The sequence below is a fragment of the Enterococcus sp. DIV0802b genome (genome assembly GCF_050543535.1).
GTDB classification, from domain to species: Bacteria; Bacillota; Bacilli; order Lactobacillales; family Enterococcaceae; genus Enterococcus_D; species Enterococcus_D entomosocium.
In genome coordinates, this window is sequence record NZ_CP172941.1 from 648,527 (window position 1) to 662,555 (window position 14,029).

Here is a 14,029-nt window from a genome sequence, read left to right on the forward strand (position 1 = left end):
GCTGTTACTAAAAAAGCTGCGGCTTATGGGTGAGTACAGCTAGCAATTTATAAAAGAGAAACAATAAACAAAAACGTGTCTGAACTATTTAAAATAACACCTAATATTTACCGTTGAGAGCCCGCAGAACAAATGATTCTTTGCGGAAAGTCAATATTTTTGCACCCTCGTGTGCAAATGCTGGATAAAAAATAGGTGGTAATTTTGTTAGAATCAAACAAGAAACATTGCAACGATTCGAAGGCAGCACTAAAGGAGGGACCTACGATTTGATGGAAAATTTATAGGAAATTTGCTAAAGGAGATTACGCCCGTGAACAGTCTTACATTCCAATTGGTAACGAACTCAGTGAATCGAAGAAGCCTTATACTATTGGCGTACATGGAAAACGAACAGATTTTGAGTGTCAAACAGCTCTCAGAAAAAGCGAGTATTTCTCGGCGGACGATCTTAACGGACTTAAAAGCACTACGCACATTTTTTGGTGATGCGATCTCTCTTGAAGGGACCCATCACGGGATGAAGTTGGTAATCAATGATCATGGTGAATACTATAAAAAACGACGCTCCTTCTATGAGCGAGAACCACTTATTTTATTAGTACAAGCTTTTTATGCGGGACAAACGTTTCCTTTTTTAGCTTGGATTCGAGCCATGCATATTTCAGAATCAACGGCAAATCGACTCATAAAAAAATTACAGCTGATTCTTGATGAATACAGTTTGGTGGTAACCAAAGCACCGATTGGGCTGATGGGAGAAGAGATCAATCAGCGAAAGTTCTTCTGGGATTTTTATTGCGAAACGCACTATTTTGAGTTGCCGGTCATTGAACATCAGCTTCAAGAAACGCTTTTAAGAAGAATTGAGCAAAACGTGGGGATCGTTTCAAGAAAAAAGGTCATCAATATTATTCGTTTGTCTGTTCAGCGTGCCACTTTTGGAACCTTGATATTTGATCCTGAGATCCTAGCATTGATCCAGCAAGATCCGCTTTTTTTGACGATCAGTGAAACACTTCAAGAAAGCAGCAGTCTCCAACCCATTGCGAAAAAACGGCTCGTTCAGGAAGCGTGCTTTATTTACTTAATGCTTTATGCGCAGTGGGCGCTTCGAGGGAAAACGAGGATTCCTCTCAATACCTTTTCAAAAACGAGTAAGCGATTCGTTGAACTCTTTGTTGCTTTTTTTGAACAGCACAATACTTACCTTGACGAGCCTTGTGGAATTCAACAGGTCGTGGAAGATTTTTTAGTCCGGCAATATGCAAAGGTTGGCTTAGCACCTATCTACCTAAAAAATCCGGATAGTACGAATCAATTTGTGTTTTCTTTGCCTTTTGATCTTTATGAGCCTTTGATTAGGTTTATGGAAGTGAATGAGATTCCGCAATGTTTCAAAAATCAATTTTTGAGGGACTTTTGTTGTTCCTTCGTCCTCTATCTTTTTGGCAATCAATTGATCCGGGTTTCACAAAAAATCGTGGTGTTGCTTGCCAATAATTATGTGATCGATGAATGGGTCTATAGTATTTTTGAACATCATTTTAGTGGTCGAATGGCTGTGCTCTATGAAGAACAATTAACATCGGAACAGATCAACCAGCTTGACTGTGATATTTTGATCACCAATATCATTCCATTTGATTACTCCATAGAAAAGCAACCGCAGGTATTTTTTTTGCCTAAATACATTGGGTATAAAGAAGCGATTAAAATGGTTGTCTCCATCTTAAATGAAGGATTGGAGGACTTCGTCTGTGTCTGAAGTATGTTTTTTGAAAGAGAAAAAGGGGAGAAAGGAAAATGAGGGGGAATACATGGCGCTTCATAAATTGAGGTATTTCATTGTAGCGATGTTGGTTTTAAGTTGTCTGCTAGTCGCTGATTTCGTAGAAGCCAAAGAAGTGTCCACCGCTAGAACAGAAGGGGTCATCCGTTTTGTTGGTGGTCAGGAACCTGCAAAGCCAGAGCCAAAACCGCCGACAGGTGAATGGACAGTACCTGAAGATGATTCATCTGGTCACGCAAAAAATGATCGTTTTCCGCAAACGAACAGTCACCAACAACTGCTTATTCGCTGGATAGGTCGGCTGCTCGTCCTCTTGAGTGTGGTCGCTTACTTGAAACGATGCGCACGAAGATCAGCTAACGAGAAAAATGACCTTTAGGCAATACGGTCGCACGCTTGTTTTAGGAAAAGACAGTTGTGGTTTTTGAAGAAGTGAGAGGATTAGTAAGCCAACTGGCAACCAGTTCTAGCGAAAAAAGGCTTATGCATCAATCAATAGTAATCATCGTAGATTCTTTCTGCGAATAATAATAGTAAAAGGAGTAATTTTTTATGAAACGTATTTATTTAGCAACAATCGGTGTCATGAGTATCGCTGTGTTATCTGGGGGAGTGACCGCAGCAGCAACCCCCATCCTGGAAGGAAATACCGAAAATGAAGTAGATTTCATCCCTGGGGAGGAGGAAGAGATTGATGTTGAGTTACCTGAAAAAGAGCCAGAGGTAGAAATTGATCCGATCGATCCAGAGGTAACCGGTCCGTTCACTTTGGTGCATGTGCCAAAGCGCTTCGATTTTGGAACCCAAGTGATCAGCACAGGCCCTGGAAAATCCGCAATGTTTGCGGAGCTGGAACGACTGTCTGATGGGTCAGGAACCGCGCCATATGTCTCTTTTGCTCAAGTATTGGATACCCGTGGTGGACACAACGGCTGGACGTTAAATGTCGATTTGGATCAATTTACAAGTACAGATGCCACTTCGAATCATGTATTACGTGGGGCTTATATCGAATTTCAAAATCCACAGATTCGTTCGAATGCATTAGATCCGGCGACTTTCCCAACGGCACCTAGCGATCAATTTAACCATCAAACCATCGATGTTGGAACGGAAGGCAACACCTTGATGTCTGCGGCTCCTGGCCAAGGGGCGGGACTTTCAACGGTTCAATGGGGCAATCAAACCCTGCTAAATCAACAGCATGCAGCTGGGGAAGAGGATATTCTCAATGAAGCGATTTGGCTCCATATACCGACAGGAGCGAATCCGCAAGCAACCGCTTATACGGCTACTCTGACTTGGCATTTAAGTGCCACTCCTGGGAATTAAGGGATAAGTTTTTTGGAAGAACACAAGCAAAGAAGCCAGTCTTTTAGCTTGGCTCAGAATCATGAATAAAGGCACATGGTTTTGACGAATCATTTTACCAGTAAGCGCGATAGCGAATGATCAGCGTATTGCGGATAGGAAAAACGAATTGGGAAGTGGGCAAGGGATATAGGGAATAGGCAGGAGACGAGTTGTTCCTGCCTATTTTGAAAGGAATGATTCATTATGAAGACACAAAGCAAGAGATCAATCAAGAATAGGCTAGTAGCTGGTTTTGTTTTACTGGTGATGGTACTCGTTGGATTGCCGATGACAGGTTGGGCAGAAACACAATCAGAATTGCCATTTCATGTGGTCCCCAATTTGCCGAAAAGCCAATTGCCAGATGGGAATAGTGGCTATTTTGATCTAGAACTAGCACCAGGGACCGATGATGTTCTGGGGATTACGATTCAAAATCGCGCGGAAAAGGAAATCACGATCGAAGTTTCCGCACATACGGCGTTCACTAACGGAAATGGCGTCGTGGAATATGGCAAAGATGCCGCAGAACCTGATCCGACTTTGCCTTATTCGATAGCTGATCTAATCGAATCACCTGGAGAGATTATTTTGTCAGCTAAGGAAAAAAAGACGATCGAGTTACCCATACATATGCCTGAAGAAGCCTTTACTGGTAGTCTAGTCGGCGGTTTACGTATTCGAGAGGTCATCGCAGAAGCGACTGGATCAGAGGAAGAAGGTGTTGCGATCCAAAACCGGTTTGCTTATATCCTAGGCGTTGTTGTCCGCAATGAAGCGTCTATTATTGAACCAGAGCTTGCGTTATTGGATGTGTTTGCCGGTCAAGTCAATTATCGCAATGCGTTTCGGGCAACGCTACAAAATCCGTTGCCGCGTTTTGTCAATCGACTAGAGGTAGAGGCAACTGTTCGACGAGCGGATCAGGAAGAAGTCTTATATGAGGCGCAGCGTGAAGGGATGCAAATGGCGCCAAATTCACATTTTCATTTTCCCGTTTCATTACAGGGGGATCGTTTTTACAGCGGAGAATATGTAATGAGCTTAACAGCTCGAGCTGAAGGTGAGGAGTGGACATGGGAATATCCGTTTACTGTGGAAGCAGACACAGCACGACAGTTGAATCGTGAGGATGTCACCATTGAAGAGGGGCAAAACTGGTGGTTGATCAGCGCATTAGGACTAGTGATCTTCCTTATTGGAATAATCGTTTGGCTGTTATGGAAGAACAAAAAGCCGACCATGGATACGTAAGAAGTAAAGGAGAGCATGGAATGAAAAAGCAAAACTTGAAATATTGGATTCGCTTGCTGCTTGTTTTTATGGGATTACGCTTGATGAGTGTCCCCCTCATCGTTGTTTTTGCTGAAACCGAGCCGCCATACCTCGCACAACCGCTAGCGGATGAGGGAGTTCTGGGGGAGTTTGCCACAGGAACATCTGAGCCTGAAGGGACGGTGCAGTTCAAAGAGCCTAAATTTGCTGGTACGGTAGGTCAACCGCTTACGATCGATTTGGTCAGCGACCAAGCCGTGGCAGAAATCTTCCTAGAATTACCAGCAGAAGTCAAGCTGATGACTGATGCATTGGCTCCCGGACAAACAGCAGTAAAACAAAGCGATCAAGGCTGGCAGATCAAAGCAAGTCAAGCACGGCAGACATTTTCTGTTTTGATCGTTGCCGAACTTCCTGGAAGTTTTGTTATAGCCAGTGCAGGGAGCGAAGCGATCGTTGAAATAGCTGCTGCAGAGACAGACACTGAGGAAACACCGAAAGACTTGGAAAATGAGTCCTTAGAATCGCAAGAAACGGATAGTGATCCTGCTGAAAAAGTAGCAGACATTGAGCGTCCGCAGGAGGAGTCAGCGGTACAGGCGGCTAGTGAGATCGTACCAAGCGCCTTTGATGGTGGCACAGCTTACGTAACGACCATAGCGGAGTTTATTAGTGCTTTACAAGATCCAGCCGTATCCATTCTTTCCTTACAAGCGGACCTTGTCCAATCTACTTCCAGCATAATGACCATCGATCGTCCGATAATGATTCAAGGAAATGGTCATGCATTGACCCTCAATAACAATAGTGCTTATTTTCAATTATTAACCGTTAACGAAGAAACGATTTTTCGTATCGAAAATCTCACATACCAAAAAACAGGCAATACCGCTTTGATCCAGACCACCAATGCGTTGAGTAAAAACTGGGTCGTTGAACTAGAGGAAGTAGAAGAAGCCTCGGAGAATCGGTCACCTTTTATTTTAGCACGAGAAGCGAAGGTTCACTTTACTGGTGGGATCAATCGCTTCGAAGCAATGACGATGGCTTCCGATACCTTGTTCAATCTGAAAGAAGTGGAGGTAGGAAATCAAGCGCAAGTGATTATTAATAAGCCGAATATGTGGATTTTTTATACAGCACCAGATATTCAAGATCCTAGGTTGTTGATCGATGAGGGTGCGCAAGTGAGCATTACTACGCGACTAGGGGATGCGAATACAATCGATTTACGTGGCGATAATGGTCAAATGGAACTCAATCATGGTGCTCGTTTAACTATTCGCAGTCCAGGAACGACTGCTGCTCCGACCAATGGTAATAATAATGCCGTTATTCTGTCTGGGAGAAATCCTCGCTTTATTGCAGCAGAGAATTCAGTTTTTTCAATCGAGGTTACAGAAAGAAAACGCGGGCTTGTTCTGACTGGAGAGCAGCCAGAATTGACGATCCAATCTGGTGCAAACGTAACGATAAACACAATGAATGCGAGCGCCATCCTCTTAAATGGTTTCTTTCCTTCTGCTACGATCGCAGGAGATGAAACACAAGTACGGGTGAACAATGAGACGGCGGCAGATGCCAATGCGATCGAACTAGTAGGAGACAACAGCAATTTTTATCTTTTTGATGGTGGTACGCTCATTGCAGAAAGTCAGGGAGCAGCCACAGCAATGTCGGAGGAACAAAATATTGCACTATTTATGAAGGGGGCGGATCCAACAATGGTTGTGGGGGATGCTGCCTTATTGCAGATTGAAACGACACAAAGAAGGCGCGGCGTATTTCTGACTGGTGAGAATCCTAAGTTGACGATCCAGAACGGCTCAAAAGTACGCTTGACCGCCGAAAATGCGAATGCTTTACGGGTCAACGGAAAAAATGCCGACGTCACCATTAGTGGCGAAGAGACACATGTACGGATTTTCAGTGAGATTGCAGCGGCAGAAGGAGCAGCATCCTTTGTTTTATCGACACCGTCGAATGCGGCAGAAGCTGGGGCTCTTACTTTGAGTGAATCAGCAGTCTTAGAGGTCGAAAGCATCACTGCTAGTGCGATCAATATCACTAGTCTGAACTTTACTTTTAAAGTTCAAAGCAATGGACAATTAATAGCTAGCAGCCATGAGGCTGACGGGGACCATGCAGTGATTCGATTTTTATACTTTGGTTTGGTGACCTTTCATGTAACGGATGGTGGAATAGTAAAAGTTCGTAAAATAGGGGGGAGCGCACCCTTGATCCGAATTCCTAGTGGAGGAAATTCTTTTGAGATCACAGAAGGCGGCATCGTTGACCTTTATAATCCGGGAAACGGCAGCGCGCATGATGGGAATGTCGCTGGAGGAAATCAAGGAATTTTTTATGCGAGAGGCATCCATGATAACGGGACAGAGAATAATTTTTCAATCGTAGGTGTCGATAGTAAATTTATGTGTGTAGCAGATAGTGGTCCAGGGATTGACATGCATACCTACTTCAATTCAACGATCTACGTTGAACAAGGATATTTCCAAGTGGAAGGGCGGACAAGTTCCCCGAATGGTGGCGTGTTTCGTTCAGGTAAACTATCTGTCTTCTTGAACGATCCAGTCTTTTTTGATTTTCGTAATGAGCGACTTGATGGAGGAAACATCTTTAGTGTTTCTAATCTTTCAACTTTAACAGCGACGAATAGTGACTTAGCTGTTTGGAAAAACGGGTCAAATCTCTTAGGAGATCCCGATCTAAATTTCCCAACCCTCGATTTTGCTTTTTCAGGAGCTGATTTTGGCACGTTAGGTTTGACGAATAAACCAGAGATATTGAATACGGAGACCTTTGGCAATCAGGGACTGACAGCGTACTCTCGCGTAAGTTCAAACAATGCGCGTTGGGCGATCGTCGATGAGTTACGGGTGCCGACGAATGCGGACAAAAAAATTCATGGGCGAGTCAGCTTGCCTGTTGGTTTTGATGGCACTCGCCCTGCTTGGGATGATGAAGCGAAAGTGACCGTTGAAATTGAAACAGCAGATGGTGAGACGGAAGAAGTCACTGCGAAAACCGTCGGACATACAGAAGAAACACCGGGGATCAGTATCTATGGAGAAGAGCCGCAAGTAGGGATTTTTGAGATTCCTCTTGAGGCTCCTTTGGAAGCAGGAACCATCGTCCGAGTCGTCGCTGTCGAATTAACCAGCGGCGAACTGACAGAAGGTGCCCAACATCAAATACGGACCGAGTCTGTGCAGGTTTTCCCTATTTTGCCGCCAACGCCCGCAGCTTTTGCTTCCTACGTACTTCTTGAAGAAACAACTGAGATCCATGGCCACACGGAAGACAAAGAGGTTGAGCTAAGTGCTGCACATAATGGTGCCTGGTTTGATACAGAGGCGGTGGTTATCGATGAAGATGGAACATTTACGATTGATGTAAGTGATCGGCAGTTAAAAGCGGGGGATGAGATCCAAGTCTTTCTGAAAGATTCTGCTGGTTCGGCAAAAGAAGCTGGAGTGATCAATCCGCCGACAACGAATGACGAACACGGCAATCAGAATCCAGCCTCAGAAGTTGTTTTTCGGGACGCTGTGTTTCCCGCTGCAACTACCCTGCGAATCGCCCAGACTGGACCACTGCCACCGGTTGATCCATTAGAACCGGATGTAGAAGTGAATCCAGAAAATCCGTCGGTCATTCCTGAGAACCAAGGGTTGCTCAGTCTTGATTTTGTTTCCCAGTTCCGATTTGGTCAGGTGCCGATCCGCAGTGCCAAAGGAACGTATCACGCACTGCCTCAGCATATGAATCTTGCCGAAGGGGCAACCGAAACTAAGGAACGTCCGAATTATGTGCAAATCACGGATCAGCGTAACGATGCAGAAGAGACGAGTTGGCGTTTATCGGCGACTCTTGATTCGCAGGGCTTCCAAAATGAAGACAATGAGCCCTTGATCGGTGCTCAAATCAGCTTAGCCAATCAACGGCTTATGACGACCTCAGCAAATTCCAATACCAGTATGCCAGAGCTTTCCACGGTGAATGATAGTGTAACTTTGACGCCAGGTGAAGCGCAGCCTCTACTAACTGGCGACAGTCAGAGTACGGGAACATGGGTCTATCGTTTTGGTGATCAAGAGACGGCAGCCACCAGTGTCGCCTTGGAAGTGCCTGCTGGTGCAAATCCCAAGTTGGGATGGTACCGTGCAACGATTGAATGGTCGTTAAGTAGTGTGCCAGAGTGAAGAAAGAATACTAGTCGGCAATAAGAAACGAATGGAAAAGACGTGTGCGGCGTTCAAGTGCCGCACACGTCTTTTCACTTATAAAAGGTGCTTTTTTCGATGTTTCGCAACGCAAAATTATGGATGATTTTTGGGTTGATGATTTTCAAGAAATTGTTCCAATCATCTGCATCTGGGATCGATTTTATCAGGAGGCATTCAACATCTAAAATATACTCTTCCAAATACTCTGCGTAATTCGTCACGACTAGATCAATCTTGTTTCGTTCAACATAATCTAAAGAAAACTCACTGGAATCAGGAAATTGCAAAATATGATATCGACCAAAATATTTTACGGCAAAAGCATTGATGTGAAGACAAATATGCGCATCCCCCTCTAAAAGAAAAGCGATTCGGCGTGGATTGCCCCAGTATTTTTCTTTTAATCCTTCAAAGTATAAAGTGAAGCGGGCACTGATTGCTGACAGAGCGGTTGCTTCAAAGAGGGGCTGCCTAAAAAGAAACTCTGTATTTTCCTCATACTCTTTAGGGTATTGCGTTTGTGCGTAACTGGAAATTTCTTCCATACTTAGATTATAGGTAGGGGAAATCAGCTGTTTTATTTTTTCTGTTATAAAGAAAGAATGGAGAAAAATAAAATCTCGGGACTGATCATGATCGGATATTTGCTGAAACTGGCAAAAATTGGCAGTCAGTTCTTTTAGCTCAGGCCAATGGTCAAAGCGGTTAACAAATGATATTTCCCTGAGATAGTTGTTTATCCCACGGTTACTTGCTAGTAGAGCGAAAAGGTAGACCAGCTCCTCTGACGGTAAAGACAAGGAAAAAGCCGTTTGGAGTCGTTGATTGAGGGGCTGGATTTCTTGGAAGAGCTCATCTGCCAAGACGATCTTTTTTAATTGATCGGAGACAATGACAGTTTCTCCTGCTTGAGTACGCTCAAGGACAATATACAACCAATAACTGATATACCAAAATGAAGCCGTATTATTGGTTTTGCCGCGTATATTTCGAAAAAAATCTAAGACGATGTTTTGCACAGCGATCGTTGGACGTACCGTATGAGGCGTAGCGTCTGACTCATAATAAAAGGTATGAAAAAATTTGCGAATATCCGCTTCTGATCCGATCAGACGGAAATTCTTGTGATCAACAGATAACTGAAAGGGCCTCAGGGCTTTTTCAAAAAGCGTTAAATAGCGTAAAAGGGAACTTTCAGAAAGATAAAAATAGTCTGCCCATTCGGAAACTGTCCGATATTCTCCCTTAAACAGATGCTCAAGAATAACGAATAATGGTTCATTCTGAAGGAGCGCTCGTTTTCGTTCAAGATATTCCTTCGGTAGTAATTCGTGAAGAGAATAGCCATTCGACGTGGATTCGATCATTAAAGTACTTCCAAAGTAGCTCCGTAGCCCCTCCATATCATAAATGATCGTGCGCCGCGAACTCTGGACAGCTTTTGATAATTCACGATTCGAAAGGGTCTTATGCCGTTCCAAAAGATTCAATAGTTTCAACCAACGAATGGTGGTAGTAGAAGTAATAAACGTCATCTGAAAATTTTTCATTCGTAACACTCCCATATGGTCTGTTTGGTGGATCGTCTCTCACGTCTGATTATGGAATATGGATACTGGCAAGGCAAGGGAAAGGTTTTTAGATTCAAATTATCGAAATGGGCGCAGAGTATAAGGAGAATTTCACCAATTCAACTTTGCTTTCCCTAGCTTTCATTGTATATTTAGGTGAAAGCGTATTTAGGAGGTAGCACGAATGGAAAATAAAGGAACCTCAGTCAGAAGTCTTTTGTTGCGCTATTTAAATAATCAGAAAAAACAAGACAATAATTACTTTATTGCACAGGCGATTCTAAGAAGTTTTTCGAAAATCCCTAAGATGACCATTTATGAACTCGCAGAAGAATGCTTTGTGTCGACTGCAGCGATTTCGCGATTCATTCGAATTTTGGCTTTTTCATCTTATACGGAATTCAAACAAGCGGTTGAAAAAGAGATCGATATCGTCAGCGATTATTCCAAAAAAGTGATCCAGCCCGTGGAACAAAGGGAGGAATTTCTGGACGAATTCACCTCAAATCTTTTGATCAATTTGAGGTACGCCAAAGAACATCTCTCGATTTCAGAACTTGAAACAGTGGTCTCTAAGATCCATGAAACAGAAAACGTTGCTGTGTTTGGCTTAGAATTTGCTGCTTTTATGGGACAGCATTTGCAAAGCAAATTAGCAAGCATGGATAAAATTATTCGGATTGGTTTTACAGTGGAAGAGCAATTAAAAATTGTGGAAGAAAGCTCGCCAGATAGCTTGGTTTTGATTTTTTCGATGGAGGGTGGTTTCTTTTACTTTAGTGAAAAAGTGATTGCAGCATTGAAGAAAAAGGGAATCAAAATTATCGTCTTTACGTTTAAGCATTCTCCAATCATTGAGCGAAGTGCAGACCAAATTATCCTCTGTGGAGAGATCAACGAAAACACCGAAGGACGGATTGCTATTCTATACACGATGGAGTTACTGATTTATATGTATATGAAAAAGTTCTATTTGCCTCAATAGTTTCATATTTTGAAACAAGACCTTTGGATTTGAAACCAGAGGTCTTGTTTTGTTGTCGTTAGAATTAATCCCGGATGGTATCGTTTTCTTATAAGGGAAAGGTGGAAGGAACAATGGTTAAAAAAGATTTTTATTGGGGGGCATCAACTTCAGCATTTCAAGTAGAAGGAGGCTTTGGTGAAGGTGGAAAAGGGATTGCAACAACAGATGTGCGTCACGTACCGGAGGGAATTGCAGATTCGAAGATCGCGTCCGATCACTATCATCATCTAAGCGAAGACATTGAATTAATGGCAGACTTAGGGATCGATCTCTATCGTTTTTCGTTCAATTGGACACGTGTCATGGGTGATGGTGATCAGCCGAATCAAGAAGGCATCGATTTTTATGATCGTTTGATTGATGGGTGTCTTGAAAAAGGAATCACACCTTTTCCTACCCTCTATCATTTTGAAATGCCGCAAGCATTGGTAACCAAATTTGGCGGATGGAAATCAAGAAAATGTATTGATTACTTTGTTGCTTATGCAAAAGTTTGCTTTCAGCATTTCGGTGATCGAGTCAAGTTGTGGGGAACGATCAACGAGCAATTGATCGTCACAGCAGCTTCTGATTTAAATGGCAATCACGAAACGGATGCAGATGAAAAAATGAAGCAGATGTATCAAATGAGTTACAATATGTCACTAGCTGAGAAAAAGACAATTCAAGTTTTTCGAAAAATCGTAAGAGATGGGAAAATTGGACCGGTGTGCTCTATGCAAGTTGTTTATCCTGAAACACCTTCGCCAAGGAACATCTTAGCAGCTAAGAACGCCGAAGACTTTTTACAAAATTGTTTTCTCGACATGTCAGTATTCGGCGAGTACCCGAAAAGCTACTGCAATTATTTGAATGAGAAAGGTTGGTATCCAGAAACGGAACCAGCTGATCAAGAAATTTTGAAGAAGAATAAACCAGATCTTATAGGGATAAACTATTACTGTAGTACCTGTATACGTGCCGTTGAACCGGGAGAAGATACAAGCAAACTACCACCATTTTATCGAAATGAGCGATTTACCTTAGGGAACAATCCTTATTTAACGAAGACGAAATGGATGGAATTTGGTATTGACCCTGAAGGATTATATATAGGTATGCGGTCGATTTATGAAAAATACCATTTACCAATGATGGTGACTGAAAACGGTTTAGCGTATTCTGATCGTATTGAAGATGGGCAAATTCACGATGTCTATCGTATTGATTACTTAGAACAGCATATTAAGCAATGTGAGCGTTTTATGGAGGAAGGATATCCTTTATTGGGTTATAGTCCTTGGTCACTACTTGATCTGGTTAGTTCACACCAAGGGTTTAAAAAGCGATATGGTTTGATTTTTGTTGATCGCACAGATGAAGATCCAAAAGAATGTCGACGAATTCCCAAAGACAGTTACTATTGGTACCAAAATAAAATAAAAAACACTAAAAAGGGGTAAGAAAAATGAATGCATTTATCCACTTTATGGAAAAAAGATTTATTCCCGTTGCGAATAAAATTTCTTCGAATCGCTATTTAAAAAGTGTGAGTACAGGTTCGATGTCATTACTAGGCGTTATTATGTTAGGTGCCATCTTTACAGTTATTTCTAGTTTAAGCTGGGAACCGTATCAAAACTTTCTATCAGTGACCAACATTGGGACAGTAATGAATTATATTCCAGCTTACACAATTGATTTATTAGGTTTGTATATGGCATTTAGTATTGCCTACTGTGGAGCAGGAATATTCGGGATCAAAGAACAAGCCTTGGGGACGGGGTTCATCTCATTGGTATGTTTCCTGTTATTAACGCCACTCACTGAAAATCCCGAAGCAAGAGCTTCATTTTTAAGTACCAATTATTTAGGCGCGCGCGGGGTCTTCGTGGCAATTTTCGTTTCACTGATCACGATTCAACTGATGAAATTGTTTGTGGAAAAAAATATTACGATCAAAATGCCCGATGGGGTGCCAGAAATGGTGACCAAGTCATTTACTTCTTTAATTCCAGCAGTTGTGATTGCGTCACTTTTTGGAATTGTTAAATTTGGTTTTAGCGTAACTAGTTATAATTCAGCGACAGATTTTGTTTATACATTGCTTCAAGAACCATTGCAGCGATTGACGGGTTCCTTAACTGCCTTTTTGATTCTTATTTTGATCTCGAATCTCTTATGGTTTTTCGGGATTCATGGTTCAATGACCGTATTGCCGATTCTCATGCCGATTTTCTTGGGTTATCTTGCAGACAATAGTGCTGCTGTGGCGGCGGGAGAAGCAGTCCCTCATGCCATTAATTTTGGGTTATACGATTTGGCATGTTTAGGGGGGAGCGGTGCAACGATTGGTTTAGTGACTGACATGTTTTTATTTTCCAAGAGTAAGCGCTACAAATCATTTTCAAAAATCGTATTTCCAAGCGGTCTTTTTGGTGTAAATGAACCAGTTGTCTTTGGAATGCCGGTGATGTTGAATGTGATGCTTTTGATTCCGTTCTTATTGACGCCATTAGTGATCACTTCTCTTGGGTACGCATTGATTTCTATGGGAATCATTACCGCACCGATTGGCATCCTAGGGGCGGGCTCGTTACCTCCGCTGATCCACGGCATCGTTCAAGGGAGTCTCTCTTTTGGTATCTATCAACTATTTGCAGTTGCTATTTCTATGGCTATCTATTACCCGTTCTTTAAAACCTTAGATAATCAAGCAGTTCAAGAAGAACGTTTAGCACAAGAACAAGCTGGATAAGAAACTCGCACAGGATTTACAGTTAAC

At 42.5% G+C, this 14,029-nt stretch carries 9 protein-coding genes; 8 read left to right on the plus strand and 1 reads right to left on the minus strand.

What is annotated here, in order from left to right:
* The first annotated feature begins 313 nt into the window (after window positions 1-313).
* The 5 genes from IGJ12_RS03000 to IGJ12_RS03020 all read left to right on the plus strand — a co-directional run bounded on the left by IGJ12_RS03000 (window position 314) and on the right by IGJ12_RS03020 (window position 8,643).
* Entirely contained in the window at window positions 314-1,768 is a 1,455-nt protein-coding gene (locus IGJ12_RS03000; RefSeq protein WP_144330664.1) for a helix-turn-helix domain containing protein, read from the plus strand.
* 52 nt (window positions 1,769-1,820) lie between these two features.
* On the plus strand, window positions 1,821-2,171 hold the full coding sequence (locus IGJ12_RS03005) for a cell wall protein (RefSeq protein WP_252708127.1): 351 nt from the start codon (window positions 1,821-1,823) through the stop codon (window positions 2,169-2,171).
* A 173-nt stretch (window positions 2,172-2,344) separates the two neighbouring features.
* Window positions 2,345-3,124 carry a WxL domain-containing protein gene (locus IGJ12_RS03010; RefSeq protein ID WP_144330666.1) on the plus strand — a complete coding sequence of 260 codons (780 nt, stop codon included), beginning with the start codon at window positions 2,345-2,347 and terminating at the stop codon, window positions 3,122-3,124.
* A gap of 225 nt (window positions 3,125-3,349) precedes the next feature.
* Window positions 3,350-4,399, plus strand: coding sequence for a DUF916 and DUF3324 domain-containing protein (locus IGJ12_RS03015; RefSeq protein WP_430619335.1), 1,050 nt, complete (start codon window positions 3,350-3,352; stop codon window positions 4,397-4,399).
* Window positions 4,400-4,419: 20 nt separating this feature from the next.
* Window positions 4,420-8,643 carry a WxL domain-containing protein gene (locus tag IGJ12_RS03020; RefSeq protein ID WP_430619336.1) on the plus strand — a complete coding sequence of 1,408 codons (4,224 nt, stop codon included), beginning with the start codon at window positions 4,420-4,422 and terminating at the stop codon, window positions 8,641-8,643.
* A gap of 74 nt (window positions 8,644-8,717) precedes the next feature.
* On the opposite strand, the gene IGJ12_RS03025 is transcribed toward IGJ12_RS03020, so the two are convergent.
* A complete protein-coding gene (locus IGJ12_RS03025) occupies window positions 8,718-10,217 on the minus strand; it encodes a helix-turn-helix domain-containing protein (RefSeq protein ID WP_429967652.1) in 1,500 nt (499 codons plus the stop codon).
* Window positions 10,218-10,422: 205 nt separating this feature from the next.
* On the opposite strand from IGJ12_RS03025, the gene IGJ12_RS03030 reads away from it, so the two are divergent.
* The 3 genes from IGJ12_RS03030 to IGJ12_RS03040 all read left to right on the plus strand — a co-directional run bounded on the left by IGJ12_RS03030 (window position 10,423) and on the right by IGJ12_RS03040 (window position 14,002).
* Window positions 10,423-11,223, plus strand: coding sequence for a MurR/RpiR family transcriptional regulator (locus IGJ12_RS03030; protein WP_430619337.1), 801 nt, complete (start codon window positions 10,423-10,425; stop codon window positions 11,221-11,223).
* Window positions 11,224-11,336: 113 nt separating this feature from the next.
* Window positions 11,337-12,707, plus strand: coding sequence for a glycoside hydrolase family 1 protein (locus tag IGJ12_RS03035; RefSeq protein WP_430619338.1), 1,371 nt, complete (start codon window positions 11,337-11,339; stop codon window positions 12,705-12,707).
* 5 nt (window positions 12,708-12,712) lie between these two features.
* Window positions 12,713-14,002 (plus strand): PTS sugar transporter subunit IIC, encoded by a 1,290-nt coding sequence (locus IGJ12_RS03040; RefSeq protein WP_008378054.1) that lies wholly within the window; start codon window positions 12,713-12,715, stop codon window positions 14,000-14,002.
* The last annotated feature ends 27 nt before the right edge of the window (window positions 14,003-14,029 follow it).

What these genes read in the sequence shown, in the direction of transcription:
- IGJ12_RS03030 (WP_430619337.1), top strand. Translation starts at nt 10,423, where the DNA reads ATGGAAAATAAAGGAACCTCAGTCAGAAGTCTTTTGTTGCGCTATTTA.
- IGJ12_RS03035 (WP_430619338.1), top strand. Translation starts at nt 11,337, where the DNA reads ATGGTTAAAAAAGATTTTTATTGGGGGGCATCAACTTCAGCATTTCAA.
- IGJ12_RS03005 (WP_252708127.1), top strand. Translation starts at nt 1,821, where the DNA reads ATGGCGCTTCATAAATTGAGGTATTTCATTGTAGCGATGTTGGTTTTA.
- IGJ12_RS03025 (WP_429967652.1), bottom strand. Translation starts at nt 10,217, where the DNA reads ATGAAAAATTTTCAGATGACGTTTATTACTTCTACTACCACCATTCGT.
- IGJ12_RS03020 (WP_430619336.1), top strand. Translation starts at nt 4,420, where the DNA reads ATGAAAAAGCAAAACTTGAAATATTGGATTCGCTTGCTGCTTGTTTTT.
- IGJ12_RS03010 (WP_144330666.1), top strand. Translation starts at nt 2,345, where the DNA reads ATGAAACGTATTTATTTAGCAACAATCGGTGTCATGAGTATCGCTGTG.
- IGJ12_RS03015 (WP_430619335.1), top strand. Translation starts at nt 3,350, where the DNA reads ATGAAGACACAAAGCAAGAGATCAATCAAGAATAGGCTAGTAGCTGGT.
- IGJ12_RS03040 (WP_008378054.1), top strand. Translation starts at nt 12,713, where the DNA reads ATGAATGCATTTATCCACTTTATGGAAAAAAGATTTATTCCCGTTGCG.